This window comes from Metabacillus dongyingensis (assembly GCF_019933155.2).
Lineage (GTDB): Bacteria > Bacillota > Bacilli > Bacillales > Bacillaceae > Bacillus_P > Bacillus_P dongyingensis.
Genome location: NZ_CP082944.1, coordinates 2,243,491 through 2,261,269 on the forward strand (window position 1 = coordinate 2,243,491; position 17,779 = coordinate 2,261,269).

General features: G+C 41.4%; 14 protein-coding genes. All 14 read left to right on the plus strand.

The genetic code is table 11. From position 1 onward, the window contains the following. The 14 genes from rseP (at window position 1) to pnp (ending at window position 17,663) form a co-directional block, all read left to right on the plus strand. Window positions 1–1,263, plus strand: a complete 1,263-nt coding sequence (gene rseP / locus K8L98_RS11135) for an RIP metalloprotease RseP (protein WP_223442405.1) — start codon at window positions 1–3, stop codon at window positions 1,261–1,263. A 103-nt stretch (window positions 1,264–1,366) separates the two neighbouring features. Further along, window positions 1,367–3,070: a proline--tRNA ligase gene (locus K8L98_RS11140; protein ID WP_223442408.1), complete on the plus strand. Its 1,704-nt coding sequence runs from the start codon at window positions 1,367–1,369 to the stop codon at window positions 3,068–3,070. Window positions 3,071–3,197: 127 nt separating this feature from the next. Beyond that, a complete protein-coding gene (locus K8L98_RS11145) occupies window positions 3,198–7,499 on the plus strand; it encodes a PolC-type DNA polymerase III (protein ID WP_223442411.1) in 4,302 nt (1,433 codons plus the stop codon). 320 nt (window positions 7,500–7,819) lie between these two features. Then, window positions 7,820–8,293, plus strand: a complete 474-nt coding sequence (rimP, locus tag K8L98_RS11150; RefSeq protein WP_223442414.1) for a ribosome maturation factor RimP — start codon at window positions 7,820–7,822, stop codon at window positions 8,291–8,293. A gap of 36 nt (window positions 8,294–8,329) precedes the next feature. Then, on the plus strand, window positions 8,330–9,463 hold the full coding sequence (nusA, locus tag K8L98_RS11155; protein ID WP_223442417.1) for a transcription termination factor NusA: 1,134 nt from the start codon (window positions 8,330–8,332) through the stop codon (window positions 9,461–9,463). Between the two features lie 13 nt (window positions 9,464–9,476). Then, on the plus strand, window positions 9,477–9,752 hold the full coding sequence (gene rnpM, locus K8L98_RS11160) for an RNase P modulator RnpM (protein WP_133311035.1): 276 nt from the start codon (window positions 9,477–9,479) through the stop codon (window positions 9,750–9,752). A gap of 4 nt (window positions 9,753–9,756) precedes the next feature. Beyond that, a complete protein-coding gene (locus K8L98_RS11165; protein ID WP_070877287.1) occupies window positions 9,757–10,059 on the plus strand; it encodes a YlxQ family RNA-binding protein in 303 nt (100 codons plus the stop codon). Window positions 10,060–10,078: 19 nt separating this feature from the next. Next, complete coding sequence (gene infB / locus K8L98_RS11170) at window positions 10,079–12,256, plus strand: translation initiation factor IF-2 (protein WP_223442420.1); 2,178 nt, start codon at window positions 10,079–10,081, stop codon at window positions 12,254–12,256. Then, window positions 12,253–12,531, plus strand: a complete 279-nt coding sequence (locus K8L98_RS11175; RefSeq protein WP_223442422.1) for a DUF503 domain-containing protein — start codon at window positions 12,253–12,255, stop codon at window positions 12,529–12,531. The genes infB and K8L98_RS11175 overlap by 4 nt, the downstream gene beginning before the upstream one ends. A 15-nt stretch (window positions 12,532–12,546) precedes the next feature. Further along, on the plus strand, window positions 12,547–12,903 hold the full coding sequence (rbfA, locus tag K8L98_RS11180) for a 30S ribosome-binding factor RbfA (RefSeq protein ID WP_070877290.1): 357 nt from the start codon (window positions 12,547–12,549) through the stop codon (window positions 12,901–12,903). 74 nt (window positions 12,904–12,977) lie between these two features. Further along, complete coding sequence (gene truB / locus K8L98_RS11185) at window positions 12,978–13,892, plus strand: tRNA pseudouridine(55) synthase TruB (RefSeq protein ID WP_223442424.1); 915 nt, start codon at window positions 12,978–12,980, stop codon at window positions 13,890–13,892. 41 nt (window positions 13,893–13,933) lie between these two features. Beyond that, entirely contained in the window at window positions 13,934–14,884 is a 951-nt protein-coding gene (gene ribF, locus K8L98_RS11190; protein ID WP_223442426.1) for a bifunctional riboflavin kinase/FAD synthetase, read from the plus strand. 124 nt (window positions 14,885–15,008) lie between these two features. Next, window positions 15,009–15,278 (plus strand): 30S ribosomal protein S15, encoded by a 270-nt coding sequence (gene rpsO / locus K8L98_RS11195; protein ID WP_223442428.1) that lies wholly within the window; start codon window positions 15,009–15,011, stop codon window positions 15,276–15,278. 267 nt (window positions 15,279–15,545) lie between these two features. Beyond that, window positions 15,546–17,663: a polyribonucleotide nucleotidyltransferase gene (gene pnp, locus K8L98_RS11200; RefSeq protein ID WP_223442430.1), complete on the plus strand. Its 2,118-nt coding sequence runs from the start codon at window positions 15,546–15,548 to the stop codon at window positions 17,661–17,663. Window positions 17,664–17,779 lie beyond the last annotated feature (116 nt).

Here is a 17,779-nt window from a genome sequence, read left to right on the forward strand (position 1 = left end):
GTGAATACCGTTTTAGCGTTTGTTATTATTTTTGGAGCACTCGTATTCTTTCACGAGCTGGGACATTTAGTTTTAGCAAAACGGGCAGGTATTTTATGCCGAGAATTTGCAATCGGGTTTGGACCGAAAATCTTTTCATTCATGAAAGATGAAACCGTCTATACCATCAGACTTCTTCCCCTTGGCGGATTTGTCCGCATGGCTGGTGAAGATCCAGAAATGATAGAAGTGAAGCCTGGATATAATGTAGGTTTGCTGTTTAATAAAGAAAATAAAGTTGAAAAAATCATCCTTAATAATAAGGAAAAATATCCCCGTGCAAGAGTCGTTGAAGTAGAACAGGCTGACCTTGAACATAAAATGTTCATTTCAGGCTATGAACAGGGAGAAGAGGATGAAATCCTGAAAAACTTTGAAGTTAGTGAAAAGTCTTTCTTCATTGTAGATGGTTCAGAGGTTCAAATTGCCCCTTATAACCGCCAGTTTGGTTCAAAAACGCTCGGACAGCGGACAGCTGCTATTATTGCAGGCCCGCTTATGAATTTTATTTTAGCGTTTGTTTTATTATTCTCTCTTGGGTTTATTCAAGGGGCTCCGATTGATGAACCGATTTTAGGGAAGCTGACGCCGGATGGCTCTGCTGTAGAGTCGGGACTTAAAGAAGGCGATGAAATTACATCCATTGAAGGAAAAGTGATGTCTTCATGGAAACAAGTCGTTTCAGTTATTCAGGCAAATCCTGAGCAAGAACTGACTTTTGCCATTAACCGAGGCGGTCAAAATCTTGAAGTTGAAGTGGTTCCGGAAGCAAGTAAAGTTGGGGAAGAAACAATCGGCAGAATTGGAGCTTACAATCCTGTTGAAAAATCTTTCGTCGGCTCATTGGAATATGGAGTAACGGAAACGTTCAATTGGACAAAGGAAATTGTGCTCGGTCTTGGCAAATTGGTCACTGGTCAGTTTTCAATCGACATGCTTTCGGGTCCGGTAGGAATTTATGACATGACAGATCAAGTAGCAAAAACAGGCTTCATCAACTTAATGAGCTGGGCTGCCATTTTGAGCATCAACTTAGGAATTGTCAATCTGCTTCCGATTCCGGCACTGGACGGGGGAAGGCTATTATTCTTCCTGGTCGAAGCGCTCCGAGGCAAACCGATAGACCGCCAAAAAGAAGGGGTCGTTCATTTTATCGGTTTTGCTTTATTGATGCTGTTAATGCTGGTTGTCACATGGAATGATATTCAAAGATTCTTTTTATAAGACTTTCCTATGAATGAGGCGGCGATGTCATTTTTTTAGAACCGTCGACTCGTTTGGTTAAACAAGACTTTTAGAATGTATAAATAGATAGAGGTGCTTGAAGATGAAACAGAGTATGACATTTATTCCTACTTTAAGAGAAGTGCCTGCAGACGCTGACATTAAAAGCCATCAGCTTTTATTGCGTGCAGGCTATATGCGGCAAAATGCAAGCGGGATTTACAGTTACTTGCCGCTTGCTACCATTGTGCTAAAAAAAATTGAGCAAATTGTGCGAGAAGAAATGAATCGTGCGGGATCATCCGAGCTGTTAATGCCGGCTCTGCAGCAGGCAGAGCTTTGGCAGGAGTCTGGCAGATGGTATACGTACGGTCCTGAGCTTATGCGAATGAAAGACCGTCACAGCCGTGAATTCGCCCTTGGCGCAACGCATGAAGAAGTCATTACTTCTCTTGTGAGAGACGAAGTAAAATCGTATAAAAGACTTCCTTTGAATCTATTTCAAATTCAGTCTAAATTCAGAGATGAGAAACGTCCGCGTTTTGGTCTGCTTCGCGGCCGTGAATTTATTATGAAAGACGCTTACTCTTTTCACGCTTCTTTTGAAAGTCTTGATGAAGTGTACGAAAAAATGTACCAGGCATACAGCAATATTTTCTCACGCTGCGGATTAAATTACCGTGCAGTAATTGCAGATTCCGGTGCAATGGGCGGGAAAGATACACATGAATTCATGGTGCTTTCTGAAGTAGGAGAAGATACGATTGCTTACTCAGACACCTCTCAATATGCAGCAAATATTGAAATGGCACCTGTCATTAATCAATATGAAAAAAGCGGCGAAGAAGCTCAAAGTCTAGAAAAGGTAGAAACGCCTGATCAAAAAACGATTGAAGAAGTTGCATCTTTCTTGAATACATCGAAAGAGCAATTAATTAAGTCTCTTCTTTTCAAAGTAGATGAGAAATTCGTATTAGTTTTAGTACGCGGTGATCATGAGGTTAACGACATTAAAATTAAAAACTTATACGGAGCTTCAATTGTAGAGCTTGCCACGGCCGAAGAGACAAAGCAGTCTGTCGGCGTAATGCCGGGCTATGTAGGTCCAGTTGCCGTCAGCTCAGAAGTAGAGATTATTGCAGATATGGCCGTTCAGGCAATTGTCAACGGCGTGTGCGGAGCTAACGAAGAGAACTTTCATTACACAGGCGTGAATATTGAACGTGATGCAAATGTCTCTCAATTTGCAGATTTAAGATTTATTAAAGAAGGAGACTTATCTCCTGATGGACAAGGTTTCATTCAATTTGCAAAAGGTATTGAAGTTGGCCACGTATTTAAACTTGGCACACGCTACAGTGAAGCTATGAATGCTACTTTCCTTGATGAAAACGGAAGAGCTCAGCCGATGATTATGGGCTGCTACGGTATAGGGGTTTCAAGAACACTAGCAGCAATCGTTGAACAATTCAACGATGAAAAAGGTATTGTATGGCCTGCAGCTGTTGCCCCGTTCCAGGTTCACCTAATCAGTGCAAATGCCAAAAATGATGTACAGGCTGAAGTAAGTGATAAATTATATGCAGATCTTAAAGAAGCTGGATTTGAAGTCCTTTATGATGACCGCAATGAACGTGCAGGAGTGAAATTTGCAGATTCAGATCTAATCGGCATTCCAGTAAGAGTCGTTGTCGGGAAACAGGCGGCGGACGGAATAGTTGAGATTAAGGACCGCAAAACAGGTGAAGGAATGGATGTTTCATTGTCTGATTTAACTGGCACCATTTCCAATTTATTATCCAATTAAAAAAGCATGAAGCTCTGTTTTATTCATGTTATGATAGAGTAAGTGAATAAAACATTTAAAGGTACCTCGCAAAGAGCGAGGTACCTTCAATTATGAGGATCGATTATTGTAAGAGGGGACGGTTAGAATGGACGAACTTTCGAAGGCTCAAAAAGAGCGATTTCAGCTTCTGCTTCAGCAAATCGATTTAACAGACGACGCTGTTTTTAATCATTTTAAAAATGGTGCGATCACAAAATTAACGGTCCATAAGCAGTCAAAGAAATGGGAATTTCAATTTTCATTTGACCGGATCCTTCCTTTTGAAGTGTACCGGATTTTTTATGCGAAATTAACAAAAGCATTCTCCCATATAGCTGATGTATCTTTTATAATCGCCGTTAATGATCAAACTTTTGATGAGAAATTAATTGCAGACTATTGGTCGGTTTGTGTGCAGGAAATGCAGGGAATCTCTCCTCCCATGCTCTCATTGCTGAATGAACAAATTCCTGAAGTACAAGGTTTAAAGCTGATTGTAAAAACGAGAAATGAAACCGAAGCGATGGCCATCAAGAAAAAATACACATCGGTTCTTCAGGACAGCTTTGCACAATATGGCTTTCCGCTCATACAGCTCGAAACAACCGTGAATATATCAAAAGAAGAAATACAAAAGTTTCAAGAGCAAAAGAAGCTTGAAGATCAAGAGAAAATGATGCTTGCCATTACAGAAATGGATAAGAAAGATCAAGAACAGGAGGCTCCTCAGGGTCCTCTTATGATCGGCTATGCCATTAAGAATGACGAAGAAATCAAACAGATCAATACAATTGAAGATGAGGAACGCCGCATTACGATTCAAGGATATGTATTCGATGCTGAGACAAGAGAGCTTCGAAGCGGAAGAACATTGAGTACTTTTAAAGTAACAGACTATACAAACTCCATTTTAGTGAAAATGTTCGCACGTGATAAAGAAGACGCCGTTCTGCTGCAAACACTGAAAAAAGGAATGTGGGTGAAGGTTCGCGGAAGCATCCAGAATGATACATTTGTAAGAGACTTAGTCATGATTGCAAATGATATTAATGAAATCAAGCCTGAAATTCGTCAGGATACATCTGATGAAAAAAGAATAGAGCTTCATTTGCATACTCCGATGAGCCAAATGGATGCTGTGTCATCTGTCAGTTCTTTAGTCGGCCAAGCAAGCAAATGGGGACATCCTGCTGTAGCGATCACAGATCACGCTGTTGCCCAGTCCTTTCCTGAAGCGTATTCCGCAGGCAAGAAAAACGGCATCAAAGTTTTATACGGTGTTGAAATTAACCTCGTTGATGACGGAGTCCCGATTGCTTATAACGCGCAGGACCGCTTTTTGCCAGAAGCAACATATGTCGTATTTGACGTAGAGACAACCGGCTTGTCAGCTGTTTACGATACGATTATTGAACTTGCAGCTGTTAAAATCAGAAATGGCGAAATCATCGACCGGTTTGAATCGTTTGCAAATCCACATCATCGTCTATCAGCGACAACAATAGAACTAACCGGCATAACAGATGATATGGTAGCAACAGCTCCAAACGTAGACGAAGTGCTCCGCAGGTTCAAAGAGTGGGCCGGAGACGACATATTAGTTGCACATAATGCAAGCTTTGATATGGGCTTCTTAAACGTTGGCTATAAACAGCTGCTTGGTGCGGGTAAAGCAGCCAACCCTGTCATCGATACTCTTGAACTTGGAAGATTTTTATATCCTGAGCTGAAAAGCCACAGGTTAAATACACTTGCTAAAAAGTTTGATATTGAACTGACTCAGCATCACCGCGCTATTTTTGACGCAGAAGCAACAGGTTACCTCCTTCTCAGAATGCTGAAGGATGCCGCCCAAAAAGGAATTGAGAATCATAACCAGCTTAATGATAATATGGGACAGGGCAATGCCTATCAGAGGGCGCGTCCTTATCATGCCATCCTGCTTGCCCAAAATGAAATTGGCTTAAAAAACCTATTTAAACTTGTGTCACTTTCTCATATTGACTATTTCTATCGTGTTGCACGCGTCCCAAGGTCTCAGCTTATCAAGCATCGAGAAGGCATTCTCGTGGGGTCAGCATGTGACCGCGGGGAAGTGTTTGAAGGGATGATGCAAAAGTCTCCCGAGGAAGTTGAAGATATTGCAGCTTTTTATGATTACCTTGAGGTGCAGCCTCCTGAAGTATACCGTCATTTAATTCAAATGGAGTATATCAAGGACGAAATGGCACTGAAAGAAATCATCACGAACCTTGTGAATCTAGGAGAAAAGCTTGAAAAACCGGTTGTTGCAACTGGAAATGTACACTATCTTCAGCCTGAGGATAAAATTTACCGCAAGATTCTAGTAAACTCTCAGGGCGGTGCGAATCCGCTGAACCGACACGAGCTGCCAAACGTTCACTTCAGACCCACGAATGAAATGCTCGATTGCTTTAGTTTCCTCGGGAAAGAGAAAGCCCGTGAAATTGTTATTGACAATACGCATCGCGTAGCAGAATTAATTGATGAAATTAAGCCAATCAAAGACGACCTTTATACACCTAAAATCGATGGGGCAGACGATGAAATCCGTGAAATGAGCTACAGTATGGCGAGAAGCATTTATGGCGATCATCTTCCGGAAATTGTCGAAGCAAGACTTGAAAAGGAATTGAAAAGCATTATCGGCCACGGCTTTGCCGTTATCTATCTGATTTCGCACAAGCTTGTTAAAAAATCTCTGGACGATGGATATCTTGTAGGTTCCAGGGGTTCTGTCGGTTCATCCTTGGTTGCGACGATGACCGAGATAACAGAGGTTAATCCGCTGCCGCCGCATTATGTTTGTCCTGACTGCAAGCATTCTGAATTCTTTAATGATGGATCAGTAGGTTCCGGGTTTGACTTGGCGAACAAAGACTGTCCGGAATGTGGAGCCAAATATCATAAAGATGGACATGATATCCCGTTTGAAACGTTCCTTGGATTTAAAGGAGACAAAGTTCCTGATATCGATTTGAACTTCTCTGGAGAATATCAGCCGAGAGCCCATAATTACACTAAGGACCTTTTTGGTGAAGATAACGTGTTCCGTGCCGGAACAATCGGTACAGTCGCTGAGAAAACAGCTTACGGATATGTGAAAGGCTACGCAGGCGACAATAACTTAATGCTCAGAAATGCAGAAGTTGACCGTCTTGTTCAAGGCTGTACAGGCGTAAAAAGAAATACCGGACAGCATCCGGGCGGAATCATCGTTGTACCCGATTATATGGATATTTATGATTTTTCGCCGATTCAATTTCCAGCCGATGCTACAGGCTCTGAATGGAAAACAACTCACTTTGACTTCCACTCTATTCATGATAATTTGCTGAAGCTTGATATTCTTGGCCACGACGATCCAACCGTAATCAGGATGCTTCAGGATTTAAGCGGAATTGATCCGAAAACGATCCCGACTGATGATAAGGAAGTTATGAAGATATTCAGCGGAACAGAATCACTTGGCGTAACAGAAGAACAGATTATGTGTAAAACCGGAACACTTGGAATTCCCGAGTTCGGTACCCGCTTTGTCCGTCAAATGCTTGAAGACACAAAGCCGACTACTTTCTCTGAGCTTGTGCAAATCTCGGGACTTTCCCACGGTACGGATGTATGGCTTGGGAATGCCCAGGAATTGATTCATGATAATACTTGTACGCTGAGCGAAGTGATCGGCTGCCGTGATGATATTATGGTTTATTTAATTTATCAGGGACTTGAACCTTCATTTGCTTTTAAAATTATGGAGTCTGTTCGTAAGGGTAAGGGGCTTACACCTGAGATGGTGGAAGAAATGAAAAAGAACGAGGTTCCTGACTGGTACATCAGTTCATGCCTTAAGATAAAGTACATGTTCCCGAAAGCACATGCTGCAGCATATGTTTTGATGGCTGTCCGCATTGCCTATTTTAAAGTGCATCATGCCCTGCTTTATTATTCTGCTTACTTTACTGTTCGTGCCGATGATTTTGACATCGAAACAATGGTAAAAGGTTCTGAACCAATCAAAGCAAAGATAGTAGAGATTAATCAAAAAGGACTTGAGGCATCTCCGAAAGAAAAGAGCTTGCTGACAGTGCTTGAACTTGCCCTTGAAATGTGCGAGCGCGGATATTCTTTTCAAAAAGTAGATTTATACAGATCCAGCGCAACAGACTTCCTGATTGACGGGAAATCTTTAATTCCGCCATTCAATTCTATTCCAGGGCTTGGAACAAATGCTGCCATCAATATTGTAAAAGCAAGACAGGACGGAGAATTTCTGTCGAAAGAAGACCTTCAGCAGCGCGGGAAGGTTTCTAAAACAATTATTGAATATCTCGATAAGCAAGGCTGTCTAGAGTCGCTCCCTGATCAAAATCAGCTGTCGCTGTTTTGATTTTTTTGACGGAACTGTGAATTGGGAAATATTCACTGGATTTTTCCCGGAGAAAAATCTTGCATTATCGTCTGAAATACCTTACGCAGTTTGATTTTAATTTGCAAAAAATGGCCGGTTATGTTATATTTTTTATGGAAATGCTAACGATAGTTAGAGGCAGAGAGTGGGGCAACCCACTCTTTCGTATTGAGTAGAGATATTATTGTCTCTTCATTCGGATCGCGTGTTGTGTACATACATTCCCTGCTCAATATGAAGCAGGGTTTTTCAGCAACTAATAGTGTCACATTTGCTTCTATTTCACAAGGAGGAACGGGATGAGCAAAAAAGTTACTGAAATCGTAGCAGAATTAGCTTTGCCGATTTTAGATGAATTAACATTGGAACTAGTGGATATTGAATTCGTAAAAGAAGGAAAAGAATGGTTTTTGCGCGTATTCATAGATTCAAGTGATGGAATCGACATTGAGCATTGCGCGATTGTAAGCGAAAAACTGAGTGAAAAATTAGATGAAACAGATCCAATCGAACAAAATTATTTTCTTGAAGTTTCATCGCCTGGTGCGGAGCGTCCGCTTAAGAAGGATTCTGACTTCACAAAATCAATCGGCAAAAATGTTTATATTAAAACATATGAGCCTTTTGAAGGATCGAAAGTATTTGAAGGAGAGCTTACTGCTTTTGATGGTGAGCATGTAATTGTGACGATTTTAATTAAAACACGCAAAAAACAAATTCAAATACCTTACGAAAAAATCGCCAGTGCCCGGCTCGCTGTCACGTTCAATTAAATAAACCGATAGATGGATAAGGGGGAGACCGTAAAGATGAGTAATGAACTTTTAGATGCCTTAACAATTCTTGAAAAAGAAAAAGGCATCAGTAAAGAAGTGATCATTGAAGCAATTGAAGCTGCATTGATCTCCGCTTATAAGCGTAATTTTAACCAGGCTCAGAATGTGCGCGTTGATTTAAACCGCGAAACAGGAACAATGAGAGTCTTTGCAAGAAAAGATGTTGTTGATGAAGTATATGATCCAAGGCTTGAAGTTTCAGTAACAGAAGCTCAAAGCGTGAATCCAAGCTATCAGGTAAATGATGTTCTTGAGATGGAAGTAACGCCAAAAGACTTCGGCCGAATTGCAGCGCAGACTGCCAAACAAGTCGTAACCCAGCGTGTGCGCGAGGCAGAACGCGGTGTGATTTACTCTGAATTTGTAGATCGCGAAGAAGATATCATGACTGGAATTGTCCAAAGAATTGACTCTAAATTTATTTATGTCAGTCTTGGGAAAATTGAGGCTCTGCTTCCTGTAAGCGAACAAATGCCAAACGAAAAATACAAGCCGCATGACCGCATTAAAGTATTTATTACAAAGGTCGAAAAAACAACAAAAGGACCTCAAATTTTCGTTTCCCGCACTCATCCTGGTTTATTAAAACGATTATTTGAAATTGAGGTTCCTGAGATTTATGACGGCACGGTAGAAATTAAATCGGTTGCGCGCGAAGCTGGCGACCGTTCAAAAATTTCTGTGCACTCGGACAATCCTGAAGTCGATCCTGTGGGTTCATGTGTTGGTCCAAAAGGCCAGCGTGTGCAGGCTATCGTAAATGAGTTAAAAGGCGAAAAGATTGATATCGTAAAATGGTCAAACGATCCTGTTGATTTTGTTGCCAATGCTCTAAGTCCTTCAAAAGTTCTTGATGTGAATGTGAACGAGGATGACAAAGCAACAACAGTGGTTGTGCCTGATTATCAATTATCGCTTGCTATTGGCAAAAGAGGCCAAAATGCAAGGTTAGCGGCAAAATTGACAAACTGGAAGATTGATATTAAAAGTGAGACAGACGCTCTTCAAATGGGCATTTACCCTCGTGCAGGAGCAAATGTCCCGCTTGATGAAAGCGATGACGATGAACCGCTTTTTTCTTTCAATCAAGATGAATTAGACAAGTAAGAGGTGAGGCAATGTGAACAATCAAAGAAAAGTTCCGCTGCGCAAATGTGTTGCGACTGGAGAAATGAAACCGAAAAAAGAACTTGTTCGTATTGTCCGTTCAAAAGAAGGAGAAGTTTCCGTTGATCCAACCGGCAAGAAAAACGGACGCGGAGCTTACCTCTCACTTGATAAAGACTGTATTTTACAAGCTAAGAAGAAGAATGTACTGGCTAATCACCTGCAAGTAAAGATTGAAGATGCCATCTACGAAGAATTGCTTCAGCTAGCTGAGAAGGAGAAACATTAATGGTATGGTAAAACATCAATGGATGTCCTTATTGGGCTTAGCAAATCGAGCAAGAAAGATTGTTTCAGGAGAAGAACTTGTCATCAAAGAAGTTAGACAATCCCGTGCAAAACTTGTTCTGCTCTCAAAAGATGCATCAGAAAATACTGCTAAAAAGGTTCATGATAAATGCAGTTTTTACAACATTCCTGTTGTCTCGGTCCCGGATCGTTACCTGTTAGGTCAAGCGATTGGAAAGGATGCTCGAGTCGTTGTGGCATTAGTTGATGCAGGCTTTGCTGCAAAAATGAAAACCTTGCTCGATTAAATTTCTTGGGGGTGACCATATGACGAAAATGAGAGTTTACGAATATGCAAAAAAACAAAACTTATCCAGCAAGGATGTTATAACAGCCTTGCAGAGTATGAATGTTGAAGTCAGCAACCATATGTCAACAATTGATGATCATGTAATCGTCAAACTGGACGGAAAATACAAGGCAGATAAGAATGAAACAACAAAATCCATTTCTGTCAAACAAAGGGAAGATCACAAAACGCCTATGCAAAAACAAGAGAATACTAACAACACAAAACCGGCTAATCCAACTAAACCAGCAGCAAAAAGCGGCAGCAAGCCGTTTAATCAGCAGGGAAAATCAAACAATAACCGCAATAACAATAACAAGAAAAATTTCGGGAATAAGAAAAACAACAGCAGCAATCAGCGCAGACCGCAAGGCGGAGCTCCTGTACAGCCTAAAAAAGAATTGCCAAGCAAAATTACATTTACAGGCAGCCTTACAGTAGGTGAATTAGCAGGCAAGCTTCATAAAGAGCCTTCTGAAATCATTAAAAAGTTATTCATGCTTGGCGTAATGGCAACAATCAATCAGGATCTTGATAAAGATTCAATCGAATTGATTGCCGGCGAGTATGGTGTGGAAGTTGAAGAAGTGATTGTTTTTGATGTAACTGAATTTGAAGGCTATGCAACAGAGGATCAAGAAGATCAGCTTCAAATCCGTCCGCCGGTTGTTACGATTATGGGTCACGTTGACCATGGTAAAACAACTCTGCTCGACTCAATTCGAAATACAAAAGTTACAGCAGGCGAAGCTGGCGGTATCACTCAGCATATCGGCGCGTATCAGGTTGTTGTAAACAACAAAAAAATTACATTCCTTGATACTCCGGGACATGCTGCATTTACAACGATGCGTGCCCGCGGTGCTCAAGTAACAGATATTACAATCCTAGTTGTTGCTGCAGATGATGGCGTTATGCCTCAAACAGTGGAAGCTATCAGCCATGCAAAAGCGGCTGAAGTTCCAATCATTGTCGCTGTAAACAAAATGGATAAAGAATCAGCAAACCCTGACCGCGTGATGCAGGAGCTGACTGAATACGGTTTAGTATCAGAAGCATGGGGCGGGGACACGATTTTTGTTCCGCTTTCAGCCTTATCAGGTGATGGAATTGAAGAATTGCTTGAAATGATCCTGCTTGTAAGTGAAGTAGAAGAATGGAAAGCAAATCCTAATCGGGCAGCGACAGGAACTGTTATTGAAGCACAGCTTGATAAAGGCCGCGGTTCAGTAGCGACACTTCTTGTACAAAATGGAACACTGCGTGTTGGCGACTCAATTGTAGTAGGTAATACATTCGGCCGCGTCCGTGCAATGGTTAATGATCTTGGCCGCCGCGTGAAGGAAGTAGGTCCATCTACCCCTGTAGAAATTACAGGCCTCAGTGATGTGCCGCAGGCAGGCGATCAGTTCATGGTGTTCACTGATGAGAAAAAAGCCCGTCAAGTTGGAGAAGCGCGTGCAAGCAAACAGCTTGATGAACAGCGTAAAGAAGGCGCGAAACTAAGCCTTGATGACCTGTTTGAACAAATTAAACAGGGCGATATCAAAGATATCAACCTTATCGTAAAAGCGGATGTTCAAGGATCTGCTGAAGCTTTAGCTGCATCTCTTCAAAAAATTGATGTAGAAGGCGTTAAAGTAAAAATCATCCTGACAGGCGTTGGAGCAATTACTGAATCTGACATTATTTTAGCATCTGCTTCAAATGCGATTGTTATCGGATTTAACGTTCGCCCTGATGGGAATGCTAAAAGAACGGCTGATGCAGAAAAAGTAGACATTCGTCTGCACCGCATCATCTATAAAGTAATTGAAGAGATTGAGGCAGCGATGAAGGGAATGCTTGACCCTGAATTTGAAGAAAAAGTCATTGGTCAAGTTGAAGTTCGTCAAACAATTAAAGTATCTAAGATCGGTACAATTGCCGGTTCATATGTGACTGACGGCAAAATCACCCGCGACAGCAGCATCCGCGTTATTCGTGACGGAGTAGTCGTATTTGAAGGTGAAGTAGACGTTCTGAAACGATTTAAAGATGATGTAAAAGAAGTTGCGCAAAACTATGAGTGCGGTATTACAATTAAAAACTTCAATGATATTAAAGAAGGAGATATCATCGAAGCATACGTCATGCAGGAAATTGAGCGCAAGTGATTGGATATGCAGAGTGTGAGTGCATCATTTATGATGCACAATCATTGAAGGACAAACGGGCTGTTTTACAGCGCATTTTGATGAGACTGAAGCAGAGGCACAATGTCTCTGTTTCAGAAATTGATTTTCAGGATACCTGGCAGAGAACCAAGATTGGCATCGTCGCCATCACATCAAATAAAGTTCAAACGGAAAAGGAATTGAACAAAGCGCTTGCTATGATTGATTCTTTTCCTGAAATTGAACGCGCTGTAACCTCGTTTGATTGGCTTTAACAGTGAGGTGATAGCATGAGTTTACGAGCGAACAGAGTCGGCGAACAAATGAAAAAGGAATTAGGCGAGATCATCAGCAGGAAAATTAAAGATCCCCGCATCGGATTTGTTACGGTGACAGATGTAAGAGTTTCCGGAGATCTGCAAATTGCAAAAGTCTACATTTCAGTTCTTGGAGATGAAGAAAAGAGAGAAAACACTTTAAAAGGCCTTGCAAAAGCAAAAGGCTTTATCCGTTCTGAAATCGGACAGCGCATAAGGCTGAGAAAAACGCCTGAAATCCTTTTTGAATTTGATGAATCCGTTGATTATGGGAACCGGATCGAAACACTGATCCACGAAATTAATCAAGAAAACAAGCAGGAAGATTAAAAGGAGAGGATAGACATCAGTCTATCCTTTTCGTTTATGTATTCTTAAATGAGCAGAAGGGCGGAAAGTGAGCAATGGAAGGTGTTTTGTTAATAAATAAGCCTGCTGGAATGACCTCTCATGATTGCGTGGCCAAAATGAGAAGGATTGCCAAAACGAAAAAAATCGGACATACAGGGACGCTTGATCCGGATGTTACAGGGGTTCTGCCTGTGTGTATTGGTCGTGCAACAAAGATAGTTGAATACTTAACTGCAGCATCAAAGACATATGAAGCAGAAGTTACTTTAGGCTTCTCAACGACCACAGAGGATGCGTCTGGCGAAGTTGTTGAAAAGAAAATAGTGGACACTGTCATTACTATGAAAGATGCCGAAGAAGCGCTGCACGCTTTGACAGGTGAGATTGATCAGGTTCCTCCGATGTATTCGGCAGTGAAAATAGGCGGAAAAAAATTGTACGAATACGCCAGAGCAGGACAGACGATTGAGAGGCCAAAAAGAAAAATCAGAATTCATGAGATGACAATCTTATCAGACATAGAAGCTAAAGAAGACACGGTTTCTTTTCGTTTTAAAGTTCGATGTTCCAAAGGTACATATGTAAGAACACTTGCTGTGATGATCGGCGAACAATTGGGCTATCCTGCCCATATGTCACATTTGATCAGAACAGCATCAGGTCCGTTTTTAATTGATCAATGCCACACCTTTGAAGAAATTGAAAAAAAGGCAGATGAGAGCAGCCTGCAGGATATTCTTATTCCAATCAGCACAGCATTAAATCATTTGCCCAAAATGTCCATAAATGATACATTAGCAAAGAAAGTGAAAAATGGTGCTGTGCTTGAGGTTCCGGCTGGTTTTGAACATGTTGCGGCTGAAGATTCGATTGCCGTATATGATGAACAGGGAACTTGCCTCGCGATTTATAAGCAGCATCCTGAAAAACCTCACTTCCTTAAACCTTCCAAAGTCCTTGTCATCTGACCTGGCGGGAAGAAAGCTGATACAGAAAAGGTGAAACACGAGTGAAAACGATCAAACTAACGCATCCGCACTCTTTAAATGACATAGAAATGCCCCAGCTGGCAATGGCTCTTGGCTATTTTGACGGCGTTCATCGCGGGCATCAGGAAGTTATCTTGACAGCTAAAAAAACAGCAGAAGAAAAAGGATTAAAAAGTGCAGTTATGACGTTTGATCCTCATCCTTCGGTCGTTTTAAGAAAAAATATTCAGCATGTCGAGGCCATTACAACTCTGCAGGATAAAATTGATTTAATTGAAAAGCTTGAAATTGATTATCTTTTTATCGTGCAATTTTCCGAGGACTTTGCAGCACTGCTGCCCCAGGAATTCGTTGACCAATACATTATCAGGCTGAATGTAAAGCACGTAATAGCAGGCTTTGATTATTCTTATGGAAGGCTTGGCAAAGGAACGATGGAATCCTTGCCGTTTCATTCAAGAAGCGCTTTTGAACAAACGACAATCAGCAAGCAGACAGATCATGACCGCAAAATCAGTTCAACTCTGATCAGAGAGGTGCTGAGAAGCGGGGATGTCGAGTATGCTTCACGCCTTCTAAACAGGCCGCACAGAGTAAACGGCACAGTTATACACGGAGATAAGCGAGGCCGGACGATTGGCTTTCCAACGGCAAATATAGAGCTTGACGGGGCATACATAATCCCTCCGACAGGGGTGTACGCGGTCAGATTTCAAATAGACGATGAGGTTTATAACGGGGTATGCAATATTGGCTACAAACCAACCTTTTATGATGAAAAAAAAGTAAAACCAAGCATTGAAGTCCATATTTTTGAGTTTAATAAATCTATATATGGAAAGAATGTTTCTATATTCTGGTATAAACGGATAAGAAGCGAGCAAAAATTCAGTTCGATCGACGAACTGATCGAGCAAATTGGAAAAGATAAAGCTTCCGCTGAGCAATTTTTTCAAGATCTGCAAGATTAACACTTGCCTTCTGCCCGGAAAAATAGTATTCTAATAAATGTAACTTTTATAACCATTGCTTGGCAGAACGATTCACCAACGTTTGCTCGGTAATTGGGGTTTTTAAATGAAGGAGGTGAATAGGATGGCAATCACTCAAGAACGTAAGAATGAAATTATCACTGAGTACAGAACGCATGATACGGACACTGGTTCTCCAGAAGTTCAAATCGCTATCCTAACTGAGGATATTAACAATCTTAATGGACATTTACGTGTTCATAAGAAAGACCACCATTCACGTCGCGGTCTTTTGAAAATGGTAGGTAAACGCCGTAATCTTTTGACGTACCTGCGCAATAAAGACGTAACTCGTTATCGTGACCTAATCAACAAGCTTGGTTTACGCCGATAATCTTTGAAAAGCGGGAGAATTCCCGCTTTTTTAGTGTATTAAAATAAGAATAGCAAAAACGCCCAGGACAGATCCGTTCTGACTGAGGACCTACGTGCTGCAGCTGAACACGAAAGCGGAAATTTATCTATTCTTATCGATTAATAATAAGATATTCACGCGATCTATTTACATACCGGAATAACATTGATATGTTGAAATTAAATGGTTCATAATAATACATAAATGTATGTTGTGACTTATATGACGAGAGGAGTTCATTCTTATATGGGACAAGAAAAACAAGTGTTCTCCATTGATTGGGCTGGAAGAGAATTGACCGTTGAAGTTGGCCAGCTGGCAAAACAGGCTAACGGCGCGGCACTGATCCGCTATGGAGACACAGCTGTATTAAGTACAGCAACAGCATCAAAAGAACCGAAAACAGTTGATTTTTTCCCGTTAACTGTCAATTATGAAGAGCGCCTTTATGCAGTTGGTAAAATTCCTGGTGGATTTATAAAACGCGAAGGCCGTCCAAGTGAAAAAGCAATCCTTGCAAGCCGTCTGATTGACCGTCCATTGCGACCATTGTTTGCTGACGGTTTCCGAAATGAAGTCCAGGTTGTCAGCATTGTAATGAGTGTCGATCAGGACTGTTCATCTGAAATGGCAGCAATGTTCGGGTCATCCCTTGCTTTAACTGTATCTGACATTCCGTTTGAAGGTCCGATTGCAGGTGTAGTTGTCGGCCGTGCAGATGATCAATTTATCATCAATCCTACAGTTGAACAAATGGATAAAAGTGATATCAATCTAATTGTAGCAGGAACAAAAGATGCTATTAACATGGTAGAAGCAGGAGCTAATGAAGTACCTGAAGAAACAATGCTTGAGGCGATCATGTTCGGTCATAATGAAATCAAACGTCTGATTGCATTCCAAGAAGAGATTGCAGCTCAAGTCGGGAAAGCAAAAACAGAAGTGAAACTATATGTTCTTGATGCGGATCTTGAGACAAGCATTCGTGAAATGGCAGAAAAAGACTTGCTGTCAGCAATTCAAGTGCAGGAAAAACATGCACGCGAAGAAGCAATAAATGAAGTAAAGAAAACAGTAGTAGCCCATTTTGAAGAGCAGGAAGCAGAAGCTGACACTCTTAAACAAGTGAAAGAAATCCTTTCTAAATTAGTCAAACAAGAAGTCCGCCGCCTGATCACTGAAGATAAGGTCCGCCCGGATGGCCGAAAAATTGATGAGATCCGCCCTCTTTCTTCAGAAGTCGGCTTGTTATCCCGCACACATGGTTCAGGTCTGTTCACACGCGGGCAAACTCAGGCTCTCAGCATTTGTACGCTTGGAGCACTTGGAGATGTCCAGATTCTTGATGGTCTTGGCATTGAAGAAACAAAACGCTTTATGCATCATTACAATTTCCCGCTGTTCAGCGTAGGGGAAACTGGATTTATGCGCGGACCTGGACGCCGTGAAATCGGTCATGGAGCGCTCGGCGAAAGAGCTCTTGAGCCTGTTATTCCTTCAGAAAAGGATTTCCCGTACACAGTCCGTCTTGTATCAGAAGTTCTTGAATCAAACGGTTCAACATCACAAGCAAGTATTTGCGCAAGCACACTTGCCATGATGGATGCCGGTGTTCCGCTTAAAGCTCCTGTAGCAGGAATTGCAATGGGCCTTGTGAAGTCAGGAGAGCATTACTCTGTGCTGACTGATATTCAGGGAATGGAAGACCACCTTGGAGATATGGACTTTAAAGTTGCAGGTACAGCTAAAGGCGTAACTGCCCTTCAAATGGATATTAAAATTGAGGGATTATCCCGTGAAATTTTAGAAGAAGCTCTTTTGCAGGCTAAAAAAGGACGCATGGAAATCCTTGATTCAATGCTTGCAACAATTAAAGAGCCGCGTACAGAGCTTTCTCAGTATGCTCCTAAAATCTTAATGATGGCGATTAACCCTGATAAAATCCGAGATGTAATTGGTCCAAGCGGTAAACAAATCAATAAAATCATCGAAGAAACTGGCGTTAAGATTGACATTGAACAAGACGGAACGGTCTTTATTTCTTCAACGAATGAGGAAATGAATCAAAAAGCGAAACAAATTATTGAAGACATTGTCCGCGAAGTTGTTGTTGGACAAATGTATTTAGGAAAAGTGAAGCGCGTTGAAAAGTTCGGTGCTTTCGTTGAAATATTCAATGGCAAAGACGGTTTAGTACACATTTCTGAACTCGCAGAAGAGCGCGTTGGAAAAGTTGAGGATGTTGTTAAAATCGGTGATGAGTTGCTTGTGAAGGTAACTGAAATTGATAAACAAGGTCGTGTCAATCTTTCTAGAAAAGCAGTTCTTCGTGACGAGAAAGAAAAAGAAAAGCAAAATTCTTAAAGTGTAGAAGCCAGGGAAGCTAGTCTGGCTTCTTTTTGCTTTTTCTCCTTTTTTTGCATCTATTGCACATGTTCTACCTTGTCCCCTTCGTACATATTTTCTAGTAAAAAGGGGGA

Coding starts and splice junctions, on each gene's coding strand:
- infB (WP_223442420.1), top strand. CDS start 10,079: ATGACGAAAATGAGAGTTTACGAATATGCAAAAAAACAAAACTTATCC.
- K8L98_RS11165 (WP_070877287.1), top strand. CDS start 9,757: ATGGTAAAACATCAATGGATGTCCTTATTGGGCTTAGCAAATCGAGCA.
- K8L98_RS11145 (WP_223442411.1), top strand. CDS start 3,198: ATGGACGAACTTTCGAAGGCTCAAAAAGAGCGATTTCAGCTTCTGCTT.
- rpsO (WP_223442428.1), top strand. CDS start 15,009: ATGGCAATCACTCAAGAACGTAAGAATGAAATTATCACTGAGTACAGA.
- K8L98_RS11140 (WP_223442408.1), top strand. CDS start 1,367: ATGAAACAGAGTATGACATTTATTCCTACTTTAAGAGAAGTGCCTGCA.
- rbfA (WP_070877290.1), top strand. CDS start 12,547: ATGAGTTTACGAGCGAACAGAGTCGGCGAACAAATGAAAAAGGAATTA.
- pnp (WP_223442430.1), top strand. CDS start 15,546: ATGGGACAAGAAAAACAAGTGTTCTCCATTGATTGGGCTGGAAGAGAA.
- nusA (WP_223442417.1), top strand. CDS start 8,330: ATGAGTAATGAACTTTTAGATGCCTTAACAATTCTTGAAAAAGAAAAA.
- truB (WP_223442424.1), top strand. CDS start 12,978: ATGGAAGGTGTTTTGTTAATAAATAAGCCTGCTGGAATGACCTCTCAT.
- rimP (WP_223442414.1), top strand. CDS start 7,820: ATGAGCAAAAAAGTTACTGAAATCGTAGCAGAATTAGCTTTGCCGATT.